We start from the raw sequence: 16447 nt of genomic DNA, 5'->3' as shown, positions 1-16447 counted from the left end.
GCAGTCGTCACCCGTTCCCCCGCACCGGCGTGCCGGCCGGCGGCCGAAGCCGTTGAATGCGAAGTCCGAAGCGTCTCGGCCGAGGACCTCACGCCGGAACGGGCAGGAAGCAGGCACCGCATGCCCTCGTCACAGGCCCCCACCGGCGGGGAGGACACCGCACACCGCCGGGGAGCGCTGCGCCGCACCGGCGAGTGGTGCGCCCGGCACTTCGTGACCGTCCTCGTCCTGTGGGTGGCCGCGCTCGCCGGGCTCCAGGTCCTCCAGCACGCGTACGGCGGCGACTACTCCGACGACTTCTCGCTGCCCGGCACCCAGTCCCAGGACGGCCTCGACGTCCTGAAGGCGCACGCCCCCTCGGCGGGCGGGTACAGCGCGCAGGTGGTGCTGCACGACGCGGACAAGCCGCTCACCTCCTTCTCCGACCAGGTCGCCACCGCCGTCACCGACCTCCAGAAGCTCCCCGACGTGCTGTCCGCGCAGAACCCGCTGCCGCCGTCCGGGTCCACCCCGCCCCCGCCGCCCGACCCGAACACGGGGCCGCTCTCCACGGACCAGAAGACCGCCTACATCACCGTCCGCTTCAGCGTGCAGCCCTCCACGCTCGACCCGTCCTATCTCGACGGGGTCGACGACGCGGTGCAGCCGCTGCGGTCGGCCGGGGTCACGGTGGAGTACGGCGGATCGCTCGGCGAGCTGGCCCGGCCCGAGCCGGACGACCGCACCAGCGAGGCGATCGGCTTCGGGGTGGCGATCGTGGTCCTGCTGATCGGCTTCGGCAGCCTGCTGGCCGCCCTGCTGCCGCTGGTCACCGCGCTGGTCTGTGCCCTGTGCGGGCTCACGCTGCTGGGGCTGCTGGCCGCCGCCGCGACCTTCGCGACCGTCTCCCCGACGCTCGCCACGATGATCGGCATCGGCGTCGGCATCGACTACGCCCTCTTCCTGGTCACCCGCCACCGGCAGAACCTCGTCGACGGCCGGGACCCGGTGACCGCCGCCGGGAACGCCGCCGCCACCAGCGGGCACGCGGTGCTGCTCTCCGGCTGCACGGTGATCATCGCGCTGTCGGGCCTGTGGGTCTCCGGCATCGGGTTCATCGGCAAGCTCGGCCTCGCCGCGGCGGTCACCGTCGTCACCGCGGTGCTCGGCGCCCTCACCCTCGTACCGGCGGCGCTCGGTCTCATCGGCCGCCGCATCGACCGGGTGCGCGTCCGGAAGCCGGTGGCCGAGACCGTACCGGCCACCGAAGGTGCCGAACCCGGCGGCTGGCACCGGTACGCGCAGCGGGTGGAGCGGCGGCCCTGGTGGTTCCTGGCCGGCGGGGTGGTGCTGCTGGCCGTCCTGTCCTTCCCCGTCTTCTTCATCCAGCTCGGCCACATCGGCGACGGGGCCGACCCGAAGTCGTTCACCGACCGACGCGCCTTCGACCTGATGTCCACCGCCTTCGGCCCCGGCTCCAACGGCCCGCTGACCCTCGTCATCGACCAGAGCGAGGTGTCCTCCTCCGACCGCTCCGCCCTCGCCGACCAGGCGCGGAAGGCGCTGACCGGCGTACCGGACGCGGCGGTGATCACCTCGCTCACCGCCACGTCGGACGGTGACGTGCTGACCGCCACCGCCTACTCGGTGGCCGCCCCGCAGGACGGGCGCACCACCTCCCTGACGAACCGGCTCACCGACGACGTCCTGCCGCAGGCCGTCTCCGGCTACGACGCGAGCACCTACGTCACCGGCACGACCGCCGCCCAGGTCGACTTCCTGGACATCGTCTCCAGCCGGCTGCCACTGATCATCGCGGTCGTCGTGGGCCTGGCGTTCCTGGTGATCCTGGCCGTCTTCCGGGGCCTGCTCGTCGCGGTGAAGGCCGCCGTGCTCAACGTCCTGTCGATCGCCGCCTCGTACGGGGTCGTGGTGGCCGTCTTCCAGTGGGGCTGGGGCGGCCCGGCCCTGGGGGTGTCCGGCGACGTCCCGATCGAGAGCTACGTGCCGATGATGATGTTCGCGATCGTCTTCGGGCTGAGCATGGACTACGAGATCTTCCTGCTCTCCCGCATCCACGAGGCGTGGGTGCGCACCGGGGACCCGCGCGCGAGCGTGGCGCACGCGCTGGAGATCACCGCCCGGGTCATCACCTGCGCGGCGCTGATCATGGTGAGCGTCTTCGCCGCGTTCGTCATCAGCGACAACATCGTGGTGAAGATGCTGGGACTCGGGCTGGCCGCCAGCGTGCTCATCGACGCCACCGTCGTACGGCTGCTGCTGGTCCCCGCGGTGATGACCCTGCTGGGCCGGGCCGCGTGGTGGATCCCGGGCCCGCTGGACCGGATCCTGCCGCACCTGGACGCCGAGGGGGACGCCGAGCCGTCCGAGCGGGTCGCGCGAAGGTGATGAGCGCCACAGTGGGCGGAAGGAACGCCTCCGCGTTCTAGGGTGTCAGAATGCCTTCCCCCCTCACCTCCGAGCAGCCGCACCCCACCGCCGCTGCCGGCGCCCCGGCGACCGGAAAGCCGCCGTCCGGCGGCCGGGACCACTTCTTCGACAACGCGAAGTACCTGGCGATCGTGCTGGTGGCGATCGGGCACGCGTGGGAGCCCCTGCCCTCCGGCCGCCTCGTGGAAGCCGCGTACACCTTCGTCTACACGTTCCACATGCCGGTGTTCATCCTGATAGCGGGCTACTTCTCGCGGAACTTCGAACTGCGGCCGGACCGGGTGTGGAAGCTGGTCACCAGTCTACTGGTGCCCTATGTCCTGTTCGAGATCCTGTACACGCTCTTCCAACGGGCGGCACACGACCCGGACTACGCGCTCTCGCTGCTTCAGCCCTACTGGCTGCTGTGGTTCCTGCCCGCCCTGTTCTTCTGGCGGCTGTCGACCCCGGTGTGGCAGTCCGTGCGCTTCCCGGTGCTGGTCTCCGTCGCCATCGCCGCCCTGGCGACGGTGTCTCCGGCCGCCGACGGGAGCCTGCAGATCCAGCGCATCCTGCAGTTCCTGCCGTTCTACGTGCTCGGCCTGCGGCTGCGCCCGGAGCACTTCGCGGCTCTCCGCTCCACCTGGGTGCGGGTCGTCTCGGTGCCGGTGTTCGTGGCCGGGATGCTGCTGGCCTACTGGCTGGTGCCCCGGACCTCGACCTCGTGGTTCTTCCGGAAGAACAGCACCGAGAAGCTGGACGTCGCCGAGTGGACGGGCCCGACCGCCACGGTCCTGCTGTTCGTGGCCGCGGTCGTGCTGGGCGCGTGCTTCCTCGCCTGGGTGCCCAAGGGCCACAGCTGGATGACCACGCTCGGCACCTGCACGCTGTACGGGTATCTGCTCCACGGCTTCGTCGTCCGGGGGCTGCAGTACGGCGGCTTCTACGACGACCCGTTCTTCGACACCACGCTGGGCACGGTCGCCGTCACGCTGGGCGCGGTCGTCATGATCACCCTGCTGTGCACGCCCCCGGTCCGGCGGCTCCTGCGTCCGCTGCTGGAGCCGCGCATGGAGTGGGCCCGGCAGAAGCCACCGGCCGCCCGCGCGTCCTGAGACGCCGAACGGCCGGAAGACGGGGAAGGTTCGGGGGAAGGTTCCGGGGGGCCGGGGGTTCCGGGGGAGGTCAGTCCACGATGATGTTGTGGCCGAGGACCGCGACGTGCTCCAGCACGTCCTCCAGCGGATCGTCGATCTGACCCGTCGAGATCAGGGCCACCTGCGGACCGTTGTGGGCGTTGGTGTGCGTCTCGTCGGCGTGCGCGGCGTGGGCGGGCAGCACGAACGCCACCTCCAACGCGACCAACGCGATCAGCTTCCTCATCATGGCGGCGATCATCGCACGCCCCGCGACGCCCGAAGTCGGCGTCGCGGGGCGGGGAGGCGGGTCTCAGACCCCGTCGGCCCGGGGGGCGGACACCGCTCCGGGAGCCTCGCTCCGCGCCTCGGCCGGAGTCCCCAGGAGCGCGGAGGCCGTCTCCAGCGGGGTACGGGCGGGGGCCGGCGCGGGCACGGCCGACTCGGCGGTACGGCAGGTGAAGCCGAGCTTGGACAGCGCCCGGACCACCTCGGCGGAGCTGAAGTCCCGGCGGTCCTGCCGGGTGATGACCTCACCCACCTGCTTGACGGGGTAGACCCGGCGGCTGATGACCACCGCGTCGCCGGTGACGGGTTCGGGCTTGATGCCCTTCATCGAGTCCTCCACCTCGTTCTTGAACAGATCGAAGGGGAAGCGGGCGATGACACAGCGCATGGTTCCTCAACAGGGATCGAGTGCACGGGTGATGTGTCGAGTGCACGGAGGGGACTTGAGGGGGGCCGGGCGAGGGGCCCGGTGCACGCGCCGGCGAGGGGATCGCCGGGCGTGCGGGGCGGCCGGCGGCGGACCGCCGGCCGCACGGATCACGCGGCGCGGTTGTTCCGGCGCTGCGCCGCGGCCGCACGGGCCTCGGGCGTCGGCACGCCGGGACCGCGGCGCCGGGCCGGGGCCACGCCGCCGCGCTTGGTGCCGCGGCCCATGAACGCGCCGCCGCGGCCGCTGCCGCGCTCCTTGGCCGGGGCGGAGATGACGACCGGGACGCCGGAGGGGGCCTGCGCACCGGTGATCCGGCTCAGCTCGGCCTCGCCGGAGCGCACCTGGGCGATCTGCGGGGTGATCCCGGCGTCCGCCATCAGCCGGGTCATCTCGCGGCGCTGGTTGGGCAGCACCAGCGTGACGACGCTGCCGGACTCCCCGGCGCGGGCGGTACGGCCGCCGCGGTGCAGGTAGTCCTTGTGGTCGCTCGGCGGGTCCACGTTGACGACCAGGTCGAGGTTGTCGACGTGGATGCCGCGCGCCGCGACGTTGGTGGCGACCAGCACCGTGACGTGCCCGGTCTTGAAGCGCTCCAGGGTGCGGGTGCGCTGCGGCTGGGACTTGCCGCCGTGCAGCGCCGCCGCCCGGACCCCGCTGTGCAGCAGGTGGTCGGTGAGCTTGTCCACCGCGTGCTTGGTGTCCAGGAACATGATCACGCGGCCGTCGCGGGCCGCGATCTCCGTCGTGGTGGCGTACTTGTCCGCGCCCTGGACGTACAGGACGTGGTGCTCCATCGTCGTGACGGCGCCGGCGGCCGGGTCGACGGAGTGCACGACCGGGTCCTTCAGGTACGTCCGGACCAGCAGGTCGACGTTGCGGTCCAGGGTGGCCGAGAAGAGCATCCGCTGCCCGTCCGGGTTCACCTGGTCGAGCAGCTCGGTGACCTGCGGCATGAAGCCCATGTCGGCCATCTGGTCGGCCTCGTCGAGGACGGTGATGGTGACCCGGTCCAGCCGGCAGTCGCCGCGCTCGATCAGGTCCTTGAGGCGGCCCGGCGTCGCGACGACGACCTCGGAGCCACCGCGCAGCGCGCTGGCCTGGCGGCCGATGGACATGCCGCCGACCACGGTGGCGATGCGCAGCTTCAGCGACCGGGCGTACGGGGTGAGCGCGTCGGTGACCTGCTGGGCCAGCTCCCGGGTGGGGACGAGGACCAGGGCGAGCGGGCGCTTGGCGTCGGCGCGGCGGCCGGCGGTGCGGGCCAGCAGCGCGAGGCCGAAGGCGAGCGTCTTGCCCGAGCCGGTGCGGCCGCGGCCCAGGACGTCCCGGCCGGCCAGCGAGTTCGGCAGGGTGGCCGCCTGGATCGGGAAGGGCACGGTCATGCCCTCGGCGACCAGCGCCGCCTTCAGCGGTGCGGGCATCTCCAGCTCGCCGAAGGTCTCGACGGCGGGGAGGGCCGGGGTGACGGTCACGGGCAGGGCGAACTCGCCCTTGACGCCGGAGGCGGAGCGGCGGCCGTAGCCACCGGACCGGCCGGAGCCGCCGGAGCGCTTGGGACCGCCGCCGAAGCCCGCGGCGCGGCGCTCGCCGCCGCCGCCGCCACCGGAGTAGCGGGGCGCGCCGCCGGAGCGGGTGCGGGAAAATCGGTCGTTCGAGCGGGGCGTGCGTTCGCGGTTCATTCAGAACCTTTCCTCGATGGGGCACGTATCGAGGGATTCTTTTTCGGGAAGCGACCGTGAACGGCACCCAGAATCGCAAGAACGAGCCGATGAAATGACAAAAGAAAACGAAGCCCGGCCGCCGGGAAAAGCTTCACCGGACGCGGCTCCGTCGGGGGGCGCGCAGAGCGGGCCCCGGAAACGACAACGAGCCGGGGCCCGCACCCCTAGGTGCGGGCCCCAGCTGCGCCGTGCTGCCTGAGTGATCAGGCGGGGGTGATGTTCTCGGCCTGCGGGCCCTTCTGGCCCTGCGTGACGTCGAAGTTCACCTTCTGGCCCTCCTGCAGCTCACGGAAGCCGGAGGCGGCGATGTTGGAGTAGTGGGCGAAGACGTCGGCGCCGCCGCCGTCCTGCTCGATGAAGCCGAAGCCCTTTTCCGCGTTGAACCACTTCACGGTGCCAGTAGCCATGTCATATCTCCTTAGGGGCAGAGCCCGCGGGTCCACACTGTGCGGACCCCACGTCGCCGCGATGATTACCCCGTCCGGAAAAACACCGGAAATACAAAAGTGTGCCCGCCGACATCTGACCGGCAAGAACACTTGAAGTTTTTGGGAACCACAACTGCAACTGAGATCAACACTAGCACGATGGGACCGGGAGAGGCGGGTGCCTAATATCACCGGCCGCGTCGGAACAGACCGGGAAGAGAAAAGCCTCATCGCACATTGCGCGAAATTCTGTGCTGACGATTGCAGATATCTCCCCGGGGTCGCGCGAGACCCGCGCGACCTGCGGCGCGGCGCCCGCCGGCGCCCGTCAGCGCTCGGCCGGGCCGCCGGAGCGGGCGGACCGGCCGCGCAGCTCCTCGTTGAGGCGGAGCGCCTCCTCCAGCTGGTCCTCCAGGATGACGATGCGGCAGGCGGCCTCGATGGGCGTGCCGGCGTCGACCAGGTCGCGGGCGCGGGCGGCGATGCGCAACTGGTAGCGGGAGTAGCGGCGGTGGCCGCCCTCGGACCGCAGGGGGGTGATCAGCCGGGCTTCGCCGATCGCCCGCAGGAACCCCGGCGTCGCACCGATCATCTCCGCGGCTCGCCCCATCGTGTAGGCGGGGTAATCGTCGTCGTCGAGCCGGCCGGTGGCGTGCGAGGGGGTCTCCGGGGGCATCTGCACCTCTTCCGTCACGCGCGACCGGAGGAGCCGGGCGCCGTACGCCTGCGGGGTGCGCCTCTGCTGCGTACACCTGTTTCACGTGACTGCACAAGAAACCCTAATCGCCGGGCAAGGTCATGTCTATCGCGGCCGGAACAGGTTTGGACCACCGGGAAGGGCACGGTGGACGCACTCCGGCAGGTCACTGACCGACCGGTCAGTTGTCGCCGGGAGGACCCTGGGGCCATAATGCACGCGTAGCCCTTCACGCATCCCCCGTCGTGAAGGGCTACACCCCTGTCCGGAGCCCGCTCCGGGCGCCGCGGGGCACAGGATCATTCACGGGCAAGGGACTCCCCTCGTGGTCCCCTGCCCGTGTTTTTTCGAGTTAACAGTGACGTAGAGTGTTTGCGCAAGCTCAGTTCCGACTCCGAGGTGATCGTGGAGGCCCGGATGGCCATGGACGACGGCGACGAACGCGGTCCGCAACCCGTCGAACCCCCCGGTCCGGACGAGCTTCCCCGCCTCGGCTCGCTGCGGGAAAAAGTCGAGTACATGGTCGAGAAGACCTTCCCCGGCCAGAAGATCTCGGGCCGGGTCTTCGCCGAGCTGGTCCGCGACCGCGGCGGCTCGCTGTCGCACAGCTACTTCTCCAACATCCTGGCCGGCAAGGTCACCCAGCCCTCCGAGGACATCCTCAAGGCCCTCGGCCTGGGGTTCGGCGTGGACTGGCGCTTCTTCAAGGAGGAGTCCGAGGTCGTCGACGACGTCGTCGCCGGACTCCAGTTCCTGGCCAAGCGGCGCACCGGGGAGATCAGCGGCCTGGCCGGCCGGGGCCTGGACGACGACGGGCTCCCGCCGGAACTGCTGCGGTTCGCCCTGTCCCTGCTGGAGGACGCGGCCCGGGAGAAGGACGGGCCGGAGGGGCAGAGCGGCGGCAACGATTCCGCCGTGAACCACCGCCCGGCGGGTCCGGCGGCGTAGCGTCTTGGTCATGTCCCTGCGGCAACTGCGGAAAGAGTGCGAGGCCGGGCTCGCCGACCTGCCCATCCCGGTTCCCTTCACGCTGGACCAGCTCGTCGCCAACATGGAGGAGGCGAGCGGGCGCACGATCCGGCTGCACGAGATGCCGGACCGCCTCGCCCGCGTCAACGCCGCCTGCGGGCTGCGTCTGAAGGCGGGCGGCACCAGCCTCGTCCTCTACCGCCGCAGGCCGACCGCCTACCAGACCCAGCACGTCATCCTGCACGAGCTGTGCCACGAGTGGTTCGACCACGGGACGACGCTCGACGCGGAACAGCTCCGCACGCTCCTCCCGGTCTTCGACACCTCGCTGATCGCCCGGATGATCTCCCCGGCCGCCGCCGCGTCGTTCGCCTCCGGCGGCGGCACCGTCCAGGCCCGCGCGCAGTACGCGACCCACGACGAACGTATGGCCGAATTCGGTGCCTCGTTGATCCCCCGGATGGCTCGGGATCTCACCACCGATGACATGGTGGGGCGGCTGGACAACTCCCTGTCCCGCCCGGTGGCCCACCGGCGGCGCGGCCTCTTCCCCGGAAAACGGTCCGGCGACGCCTGACACGTGCCACCGACCCACCCGCGGGCCCCACGCCCCGCGCTCCCGACCCCGAGGACGAACACCGCCGTGACCCCCCTCGATCTCGCCGGCTACCTGATAGCCGGCCTGATGACGGCCGTTGCCCTGTGGCGTATGCCCGCTGCCCTGTGGGGCGACGAGGAGGACCGCAGACGGCGGGCCCTGTGGGGCTGCTACGCCGGATTCGCCATCGCCCTGTGGACGAAGACCGAGGTGGTGCGCATCGGCCTCAACAACAGCGCGGTCACCGACCTCGCCGTCCTCATCAAGCACTACACCGCCACGGTGGCAATTCTGGCCATCCTCAGCTACATCGTGGCCATCTACGGCAGCTACCCCGAAGAGGGCGCGGTCCCCCGCCACGTACGGTTCGCGCGGCTCGTCCAGAAGCTGGCGGCCAAGGCCTCCGTCGCCACGCTGGTCCTGCTGACCGTCCTCTTCTTCACCGTCGTCGACCGCTCCGAGCCCTCGGACCGCTTCGTCTCCGACCACGCCGGGGAGTGGGGCGCCACGCTCTACATGAGCGTCTTCTACCTCTACCTCGGGGCCGCGTCCGCCGTGTGCGCCTTCCAGTGGGCGCTGGCCACCCTCGACACCCGGCGGCGCCATCTGCGCATCGGGCTCGGGATGATGACGTTCGCGATGTTCATCGGCGTCGGCTACACCGTCAGCCGCACCCTGTTCCTCTGGATCAGCGTGGTGGACGAGCCGAGCGAGGCGTTCGCCCTGCGGTTCGACCAGGTCACCGAGGCCGCGCAACTGGTGCTGTTCGCCTTCTTCGCCCTCGGCGCGTCCGTCCCCGCCTTCGCGGCCGGCGCCCGCCGGGCCCGGCTGTGGCGGGCCCAGGTCCGGCTGCACGCCCTCTGGTACGAGCTGATGGCCGCGTTCCCGGACCAGCCGTTCGACCCGCCCGCCCCGCTGGCCCGCGAGCTGACCCGCTTCAACGTCCCGGCCGACCTGCGGGTGGACCGCTGGGCCGCCGACATCGCGGACGCGGCCGAGAAACTGCGCCACTACGTGCCCGACGGGCTGCTCGACGCCGCCGGCAGGGCCGCCGCCCGCGACACGGACGACCCGCGCGGGACCGAGTCCCTCACCGACGCCTACTGGATCCGGGCCGCCCTGCTCGCGAAGGACTCCGGCGCGCCCGCCGGGGCAGCCGCGCCGGTCGCCGCCCAGCACGCGGCGGACCAGGACGGCGAGGTGGCCCGGCTGGTCCGGGTCGCCGCCGCCTACCGGACGGTCGACGAGGAGCGCGCCCGCGCCGTCCTCGCGGCCGCGACGGCCGACACCACCCGCACGACGGAGACGAGCGCATGAGCGGCACCACGACCGGCGAGGGGATCCCCACCGCCTCCGCCCGCACGGCCTCCGCGGCGCGCACCGTCACCGACGTCCTCCAGCCGCGCAACGTCCTGCTGGCGGGCATGCTCGGCATCGGCCTGGCGGCGGCGGGCGACTGGACGGGGCTGCTCTGGGGCTTCCTCGGGGCGCTCTGCGCCGGGCTGATCCCGGCGGGCTACATCGAGTGGGAGCGCGGGCGCGGGACCTGGGGCGACCGCCATGTGGTGGACCGCACCAAGCGGGCGCCGATCTTCTTCGTGATCCTGGGCTCGATCGGCGCCGGCTCGGTGGTGATGGTGCTGGGCAACGCGCCCACCGGCATCCTCGTCGCGATGCTCGGGCTGTGGGTGATGACGATCGGCCTGCTGGCCGTCAACACGGTGTGGAAGATCTCGGTCGACTCGGCGGTGGCCTCGGCGTCCGTCTCCCTCCTCGCCGTCGTGCACTCCCCCTGGTGGATCGCCGCGTACGCGGTGACGGCGGCGGTCTGCTGGTCCCGGGTCGCCCTCGGCTACCACACCGTCGCCCAGACCGTGGCGGGCGCGGGCCTGGGCGCCGCGACGACGGTGGCGTACGTGTTCGTCTGAGGGCGACCGGGGCGATGCACCGGGTCACGGTGCCCGGGTCACGGTGTGCCTGGGTCACGGTGCCCGAGTCAGGTCACGGTGTGCCCGGCCGGCGTCACCGGGCCGGCGTCACCGGGTCAGAGCGCCGCGCACTGGCCGGTGCGCGGTCCGCTCACCTCGCCCGCGCGCCCCGTGTCGTCCACGCCCGGCCGGTTGCCGGAGCACACCAGCGGGCCGGTGACCGTGTTGGCGGCGAACAGCACGCCGCCGGTGTTGCCGGTGAGCACGACGGGGCCGGCGACCGTGTTCGCGGTGCAGCCCGGACCCCCCACCCGTACGGAACCGGTCGTGCGGCTCACGGAGACCGGTCCTTCGACGCGTGAGCCGCAGAGGTGGACCGCCGCCGCCCGGTCGGCCTGGAGCGGGCCGTCCAGCGTGGAGCCGGTGACCACGAGCGCCGCTCCGGGGCGGACGACGACCGGACCCCGCTGGGCGGCGCGGTCCAGGCAGGTGACGCCGCTCGTGACGGTCAGCGGGCCGGTGCGGGGGCCGGTGACCGTACGGGTGCAGGCGGGGGCGGGCAGGACGCCGGCCTTGTAGCCGAGGGCCTCGGCGAGCTTGCCCGGCTTGGGATCGCTCAGCGGCCTGCCCAGCTTGGCGAACTCCCCGCCGGTCTCCTTCTTGCCGCCGTTCCACGCGTCGATCCGGCCGAGCTGGGCGGCGGTCCTCCCGTCGTCGACGACCGCGTCGGCGTCCAGGGCCGCCATCGACTTCGAGGCGCCCTTCACCAGGTCGAGGTACGGGCCCGGGGCCGTCAGGTCGTACGCCTTCGTGTCGTGCTCGCCGCGCAGCCACGCCCCCCAGGAGAACTCCAGGAACTCCGTGGCCCCGTCCGGGACCTCGTAACCGATGTCCCGGGTGAAGTAGACGAGGCTTCGGTACGGGTCGTCGCGGAAGTGCGTGATGCCCAGCCGGTCCGGCAACCGGTCGACGCCGAGCGGCCGGTTCTCCTCGTCGCGCAGCCACACCTTCCTCTGCTCGGTCATCCGCTGCCAGAAGGCCGGGGTGGACAGGGAGCTGAAGTTGTCGGTGACGCGGAGCCGGATGCGCAGGTCGGCGGAGCCGTCGGGGCCCTCCAGGAACGACGTCAGCGTGTGGTGCCCGTCGGTGAGGTACAGCCTGCCGCCGGGTCCGACCACGGCCGTCTTCATCGGGGCGATCGTCGCGGGGGTCTCCTGCCCGACCGGGACGGTGCAGGAGAAGCTCGACGGGTCGTCCAGGCGGGCGCCGGGACCGGCCGTGGCCGCCTCCTCCTGGCCGTTGGTCTCGCACCAGTCGTCGAACCGCTTGTTGACGTCGCCGGCCGCCTCGTCGCGGTCGCTGCCGTACCGGCCGAGCTTGTAGAAGACCTGGTCGAAGCCGAGTACGGCCTGCGTCGGGTGCAGTTCGCCGAGGCGGACGTCGATCAGGTCCCCCGGCTGCGCGCAGACGCGCGGCAGCGGCCCGCTCCCGGTGCACGGGTCCGCGGCGGCGGCTCCCGTGCCCGCACCGGCCACGACCGTGCCCGCCGCCAGCGCCCCGGCCAGCAGCAGCGCCCCGATCCTCGGCATCCGTGGACCCCGTGGCATCCGTGCCCCCGCCCTCGGTCTGTTCATGGACGTTCCCTCCCGCGTGATGGTCTTCCGCAGGGACGATCGCAAGGCGCGACGACCCCCGCGCGGACGTGGTGTGAACGAGAGATGGCGCCGGGACGCCACGGCGGGACGGGGACCGGCGCGGCCGACTCGCGGGCCGTCCCGTTTGCGGGGGCGGCGGACACCCGGTTACGTGTACGGGGAGGGCGGCCCGCGAACGGGACGGCCCGCAGGCTGGAGGTACTTCCGATGGCGAAGAACCGGTCCGCGCCCGCCAAGGGACTGCGCGGCAGCAAGGCCGGGCTCGTGCTGAGCCTGGGCAGCAGCGCGCTCGCGGTCATCAGGGCGTCCAAACAGGTCCGCCGGGCCAGGGGCTCGCACGACAAGCTGAACACCGCCGACGCGGTGGCGGGGCTGCTCCCGCTGATCACCTCGGCCGCCCTCGTCCTGCGTCAACTGCGCGGCCGGCGCCGGGAGGACCCGGAAGCGGCCTGAGCGCCGACCGGGCCTTCCAGGTCCTCCCGGAGCCGGCCCGAGGACCGCCGACCCTACGCGGCTCCGCCCGAAAGGCCGGAAATCGCCCCGTCGTCGATCACTGAAGCGGCTCCGCCCGGGGTACGACTGTGCCGTGCCGAACCCTTTCGAGATCACCGCGGCCCGTGCCGAGGACATCGTGACGCTGGGCGAGTGGGCCCACGAGGAGAGCTGGAACCCCGGTCTGCACGACGGCGGGGTGTTCTTCGCGACCGACCCCGGCGGCTTCCTCTTCGGCCGACTGGACGGCGAACCGGTCACCTCCGTGTCCGTCGTCCGCTACGGCAGCGACCACGGCTTCCTCGGCTTCTACCTGACCCGCCCCCACCTGCGCGGACAGGGCTACGGACTGCGGACCTGGCAGGCCGGCACGGCCCGGCTCGCCGGGCGCGTCGTCGGGCTGGACGGGGTGCCCGCGCAACAGGACAACTACCGCCGCTCCGGCTTCCGCACCTGCTGGAGCAACGCGCGGTACGAGGGGACGCCCCCGCCCCCCGGGGACGTCCCGCCGCCGCCGGGCACCGAACTGGTCGACGCCAGGAGCGTGCCGTTCGACCTGATCGCCGCCTACGACCGCCGGCACTTCCCGGCCGCCCGGGACACCTTCCTGGCCTCCTGGATCACCGCCCCGGGCCGCACGGCCCTGGCAGCGGTCCGGGACGGCCGGCTCCAGGGCCTCGCGGTGCTGCGGGCGTGCCGCGCCGCGTCCCGGATCGGCCCCCTGTACGCCGCGTCCCCCGCCGTGGCGGCGGCCCTGGTCGCCGCGCTCGCGGCCACCGCACCGGACACCCCGGTCGCGATCGACGTGCCCGACGTCAACCCGGCGGCGGTCCGGCTGGCGGAGGGGCTGGGCCTGACCCCGTCGTTCGACACGGCGCGGATGTACAGCGGACCGGAACCGGTCGTCGACCGGACCGGCCTGTACGGCATCACGAGCCTCGAACTGGGCTGACCGGTACGGCGGGCCGGCACGGCGAGGAGGTGCGGGACGGGCTCGGGCGGAAGGCCGGTCCGTCGATCGGCCGATCGGCCACTCGCTCACTCCGGAGGAGTCGGCCGCACCACCGGCGGGCCCTCGCGGATCCGGGAGGCCAGCACGGCGATGTCGTCCTCCGCGTCGTCGCCGAACCGGTCCAGCACCTGGTCCAGCAGGTCCTCCAGGCGCCCGCTCCGCGGGAGGGTCAGCGAGGCCAGCCGCCCCACGGACACGTCGATGTCCTCGCCCCGGCGCTCCACCAGGCCGTCGGTGTACATGAACAGCACGGTCCCGGGGCCGCAGGGCACGGACGCGGTCCGGTACCCGCCGAACCCGGTGCCGAGCGGCGGCCCCACCGGCACCTGCACGACCCGGGACCCGGCGGGGGCGGGGTCGATGAAGACCGGGGGCAGATGGCCCGCGCTGGCCACCTCGCACACCCCGCCGAACCGGTCGACGACGGCGAGCAGACAGGTCGCCGCCCGGTCCAGGCCCGACCGCTCCACCATGCCGTCGAGCTGTTCCAGGATCTGGTGGGGGTGCAGGTCGTCCCCGGCCAGCAGCCGCAGCAGCGAGCGGTACTGGCTCATGGCGACGGCAGCCTCCACTCCATGGCCCATCACGTCGCCCATCGCCTTGAGGTGCCGGCCGTCCTTGAGCGGTACGACGTCGAACCAGTCGCCGCCGACCAGGACGCCCTCGTCGGCGGGGAGGTAGCGGGTGGCGATCTCGACGTGCGGGTGCGGGCCCCAGGGCTCGGAGAGCAGGGAGCGCTGGAGTTCGCGGGCGATGCTGTGCTCGTGGTCGTAGCGGCGGGCGTGGTCGAGATCGACGCCCGCCCGGACGGCGAGTTCACGGGCGACGGCCACGTCCTGGTCGCTGAAGGCCGACGATCCCTCCGCCCGGACGAGGGTGAGCGCGCCGAGCGGCCGGCCGCGGGCGGTGAGCGGAACGACGAGCGCCTCGCGCAGCCCGAGCGCCCGGGACGCGGTGATCCGGTCCGCGGTGAGGACGCTGCGCCCGCTGCTGTGGTCCTCCCAGTGGTCGAGGACCGGCTCGTTCTCCGCCAGGCAGCGGGTCACCGCGGAGTCCGCCGCGAAGTCGACGTACTCCCCGGGGTGACCGAACCGCTGCACCTGCTCGTCGAGTTCGCCGCCGCCCCGCACCGCGGCCCGCCGGAGCCGTACGACGCCGGGCTCGGCGCGGCGTACGGAGTGCCCGACCTCCGCCGGGAACACGTCGATCGCCGCGACGTCGGCGAAGTCGGGCACCACGAACGCGGCCAGCTCCCGGCAGGTGGTGTCCATGTCGAGCGTCGTGCCGATCCGGACGGCGGCGGTGCTGAGGAGAGCGACGTGACCGCGGGCCTCCGCCAGCTCCTCGCGCTGGCGGGTGAGGTCGGTGATCTCGACGACGATCGCCATCAGACCGCACGCCGTCCCGTCGGAGTCCAGTCGGCTGTACGTGGCGCGCCAGAACCGCTGGTCCGCGCCGTCCACCCCCTCCGCCGCCCAGGTCTGCCCGTGGATCGTCTCCTCGCGGGGCTTCCCGTCGGCCAGGACCTCGCGCAGGGCGGAGGCCTGACCGCGTAGCCCGGGCAGCACCTGGGAGAACGTCCGCCCGATGTGGGAGCCGGCGGAGAGGCCGTTGAGCCGTTCGAGGGCCGGGTTGACGTAGGTGTAGCGGAGATCGTGGTCGAGGACCGCCACGGCGGCCGGGTTTCCGTCGAACAGGGACGCGACGGTCCTCGGGTCGAAGAAGGACGGCATGCCGTCGTCGCACGTGTCGGCCTGCAAGGGCATGCCTCCCGCCGTCGTCGGCTCTCCCGGTCCTCCATCGTCGGCCGCCCGTTCCCGTACCGCATCCGGAGCGCGGCCGGTCAGCGCGGGGCGCCCGTCCGGTCCCGGAACGGGCCGGGGCCGCGCCCGAGGTCGAGATCGGCGTCCAGGTCGAGGGTGCCCTCGGTGGCCTCGGCGGTGGGCGGCAGGGCGAGGGCCTCGCCTACCGGGCCCGGCAGACTGCCGGAACCGAGCAGTCCGGCGACCAGCACGGTGGTGAGCCGGTGCCAGGCCGCGGACCGGCGGATCATGGCGTGGTCGCCGCCCCGGACGGTGACCATGCAGCTACGGGCTCCGGCGCGACGGGCCCGCGCTGTGAGGGACTGGGTGGCCTGGGGGCTGGTCATCCGGTCCCGGTTGCTGTGGACGAGGACGACGTCACGGCCCGCGAGCTGGGTGACCGGGTCCCCCGGCGGACACCAGGGGGCGAGCCCGACGACGCCCCGCACCAGGGGGTGCCCGGCGGCGCGGAGGGCGGCGCGCGCACCCATGGAGTGGCCCAGGAGCACCACCGGCAGCTCCTCGCCCGCTTCCCTCCGCAGCGCGTCGAGAGCGGCCACGGCGTCGTGGAAGGGGTCCGCGCGGACGCCGTTCCAGCCCCGGTGGGCGTACCGCACCTGCCTCACGAGGACGTCCTCGCCGGCCGCGCGGGCGGTACGGACGACGGCCCGGACGAAGGGGCGCATGCGGACACCGGGCAGATTCAGCACCCCCGCAGGCGGGGGTTCCGTACCGGACTCGCGGCCCCCGTGCAGAACGAGAACCGCTGCCGACGGCGGTCGTTGGGCCACACGTACCTCCAGGTGCGGGTGCGGGGCGCGCTGCCCCTCCCCCGGTATTCGGCGCCGAGGCCGCTCCGGATGGGCGCGCGGGGTCAACGGA

The 16447-nt window shown here is 72.8% G+C and carries 16 protein-coding genes; 8 read left to right on the top strand and 8 right to left on the bottom strand.

Translation table 11 applies throughout. From position 1 onward, the window contains the following. Positions 1–120 precede the first annotated feature (120 nt). Positions 121–2388, top strand: a complete 2268-nt coding sequence (locus tag OG245_RS19570; RefSeq protein ID WP_371624783.1) for an MMPL family transporter — start codon at positions 121–123, stop codon at positions 2386–2388. A 50-nt stretch (positions 2389–2438) separates the two neighbouring features. Continuing rightward, on the top strand, positions 2439–3524 hold the full coding sequence (locus tag OG245_RS19565; protein WP_371624782.1) for an acyltransferase family protein: 1086 nt from the start codon (positions 2439–2441) through the stop codon (positions 3522–3524). Positions 3525–3594: 70 nt separating this feature from the next. Here OG245_RS19565 and OG245_RS19560 read toward each other — a convergent pair whose 3' ends face one another. The 5 genes from OG245_RS19560 to OG245_RS19540 form a co-directional block, all read right to left on the bottom strand. Beyond that, the gene (locus OG245_RS19560; RefSeq protein WP_371624781.1) at positions 3595–3807 is read right to left on the bottom strand and encodes a hypothetical protein; all 213 of its coding nucleotides are present in this window, start codon (positions 3805–3807) and stop codon (positions 3595–3597) included. A gap of 51 nt (positions 3808–3858) precedes the next feature. Then, positions 3859–4221, bottom strand: a complete 363-nt coding sequence (locus tag OG245_RS19555; RefSeq protein WP_056702005.1) for an SCO5918 family protein — start codon at positions 4219–4221, stop codon at positions 3859–3861. Between the two features lie 149 nt (positions 4222–4370). After that, positions 4371–5942, bottom strand: a complete 1572-nt coding sequence (locus OG245_RS19550; RefSeq protein ID WP_371624780.1) for a DEAD/DEAH box helicase — start codon at positions 5940–5942, stop codon at positions 4371–4373. A gap of 245 nt (positions 5943–6187) precedes the next feature. Next, a complete protein-coding gene (locus OG245_RS19545; RefSeq protein ID WP_015609674.1) occupies positions 6188–6391 on the bottom strand; it encodes a cold-shock protein in 204 nt (67 codons plus the stop codon). A gap of 349 nt (positions 6392–6740) precedes the next feature. Continuing rightward, positions 6741–7088: a MerR family transcriptional regulator gene (locus OG245_RS19540; RefSeq protein ID WP_371624779.1), complete on the bottom strand. Its 348-nt coding sequence runs from the start codon at positions 7086–7088 to the stop codon at positions 6741–6743. A 393-nt stretch (positions 7089–7481) separates the two neighbouring features. Between OG245_RS19540 and OG245_RS19535 the strand changes: the two genes are divergently transcribed. The 4 genes from OG245_RS19535 (at position 7482) to OG245_RS19520 (ending at position 10604) form a co-directional block, all read left to right on the top strand. Further along, entirely contained in the window at positions 7482–8057 is a 576-nt protein-coding gene (locus tag OG245_RS19535; protein ID WP_097924875.1) for a hypothetical protein, read from the top strand. Positions 8058–8067: 10 nt separating this feature from the next. Next, positions 8068–8655: a toxin gene (locus OG245_RS19530; protein ID WP_371624778.1), complete on the top strand. Its 588-nt coding sequence runs from the start codon at positions 8068–8070 to the stop codon at positions 8653–8655. A gap of 66 nt (positions 8656–8721) precedes the next feature. Beyond that, entirely contained in the window at positions 8722–9993 is a 1272-nt protein-coding gene (locus tag OG245_RS19525) for an MAB_1171c family putative transporter (RefSeq protein ID WP_371624777.1), read from the top strand. Beyond that, positions 9990–10604, top strand: a complete 615-nt coding sequence (locus OG245_RS19520; protein ID WP_371624776.1) for a hypothetical protein — start codon at positions 9990–9992, stop codon at positions 10602–10604. Before OG245_RS19525 ends, OG245_RS19520 begins: the two co-directional genes overlap by 4 nt. A 116-nt stretch (positions 10605–10720) precedes the next feature. Here OG245_RS19520 and OG245_RS19515 read toward each other — a convergent pair whose 3' ends face one another. After that, on the bottom strand, positions 10721–12193 hold the full coding sequence (locus OG245_RS19515) for a ParB-like protein (RefSeq protein WP_371624775.1): 1473 nt from the start codon (positions 12191–12193) through the stop codon (positions 10721–10723). Positions 12194–12466: 273 nt separating this feature from the next. On the opposite strand from OG245_RS19515, the gene OG245_RS19510 reads away from it, so the two are divergent. Continuing rightward, positions 12467–12712: a hypothetical protein gene (locus OG245_RS19510; protein WP_371624774.1), complete on the top strand. Its 246-nt coding sequence runs from the start codon at positions 12467–12469 to the stop codon at positions 12710–12712. Between the two features lie 133 nt (positions 12713–12845). Then, entirely contained in the window at positions 12846–13703 is an 858-nt protein-coding gene (locus OG245_RS19505) for a GNAT family N-acetyltransferase (RefSeq protein ID WP_371624773.1), read from the top strand. A gap of 86 nt (positions 13704–13789) precedes the next feature. Here the strand turns inward: OG245_RS19505 and OG245_RS19500 are convergent, their stop codons facing one another. Both OG245_RS19500 and OG245_RS19495 read right to left on the bottom strand, forming a co-directional pair. After that, complete coding sequence (locus tag OG245_RS19500; protein WP_371624772.1) at positions 13790–15529, bottom strand: SpoIIE family protein phosphatase; 1740 nt, start codon at positions 15527–15529, stop codon at positions 13790–13792. Positions 15530–15606: 77 nt separating this feature from the next. Continuing rightward, positions 15607–16356, bottom strand: coding sequence for an alpha/beta fold hydrolase (locus tag OG245_RS19495; RefSeq protein ID WP_371624771.1), 750 nt, complete (start codon positions 16354–16356; stop codon positions 15607–15609). Between the last annotated feature and the right edge of the window lie 91 nt (positions 16357–16447).

The sequence above is a fragment of the Streptomyces sp. NBC_01116 genome, assembly GCF_041435495.1.
Taxonomy (GTDB): Bacteria; Actinomycetota; Actinomycetes; order Streptomycetales; family Streptomycetaceae; genus Streptomyces.
This window is presented reverse-complemented; position numbering and strand designations above follow the sequence as displayed.

What these genes read in the sequence shown, in the direction of transcription:
- OG245_RS19570 (WP_371624783.1), top strand. Translation starts at nt 121, where the DNA reads ATGCCCTCGTCACAGGCCCCCACCGGCGGGGAGGACACCGCACACCGC.
- OG245_RS19565 (WP_371624782.1), top strand. Translation starts at nt 2,439, where the DNA reads ATGCCTTCCCCCCTCACCTCCGAGCAGCCGCACCCCACCGCCGCTGCC.
- OG245_RS19560 (WP_371624781.1), bottom strand. Translation starts at nt 3,807, where the DNA reads ATGATCGCCGCCATGATGAGGAAGCTGATCGCGTTGGTCGCGTTGGAG.
- OG245_RS19555 (WP_056702005.1), bottom strand. Translation starts at nt 4,221, where the DNA reads ATGCGCTGTGTCATCGCCCGCTTCCCCTTCGATCTGTTCAAGAACGAG.
- OG245_RS19550 (WP_371624780.1), bottom strand. Translation starts at nt 5,942, where the DNA reads ATGAACCGCGAACGCACGCCCCGCTCGAACGACCGATTTTCCCGCACC.
- OG245_RS19545 (WP_015609674.1), bottom strand. Translation starts at nt 6,391, where the DNA reads ATGGCTACTGGCACCGTGAAGTGGTTCAACGCGGAAAAGGGCTTCGGC.
- OG245_RS19540 (WP_371624779.1), bottom strand. Translation starts at nt 7,088, where the DNA reads ATGCCCCCGGAGACCCCCTCGCACGCCACCGGCCGGCTCGACGACGAC.
- OG245_RS19530 (WP_371624778.1), top strand. Translation starts at nt 8,068, where the DNA reads ATGTCCCTGCGGCAACTGCGGAAAGAGTGCGAGGCCGGGCTCGCCGAC.
- OG245_RS19520 (WP_371624776.1), top strand. Translation starts at nt 9,990, where the DNA reads ATGAGCGGCACCACGACCGGCGAGGGGATCCCCACCGCCTCCGCCCGC.
- OG245_RS19515 (WP_371624775.1), bottom strand. Translation starts at nt 12,193, where the DNA reads ATGCCGAGGATCGGGGCGCTGCTGCTGGCCGGGGCGCTGGCGGCGGGC.
- OG245_RS19510 (WP_371624774.1), top strand. Translation starts at nt 12,467, where the DNA reads ATGGCGAAGAACCGGTCCGCGCCCGCCAAGGGACTGCGCGGCAGCAAG.
- OG245_RS19500 (WP_371624772.1), bottom strand. Translation starts at nt 15,529, where the DNA reads ATGCCCTTGCAGGCCGACACGTGCGACGACGGCATGCCGTCCTTCTTC.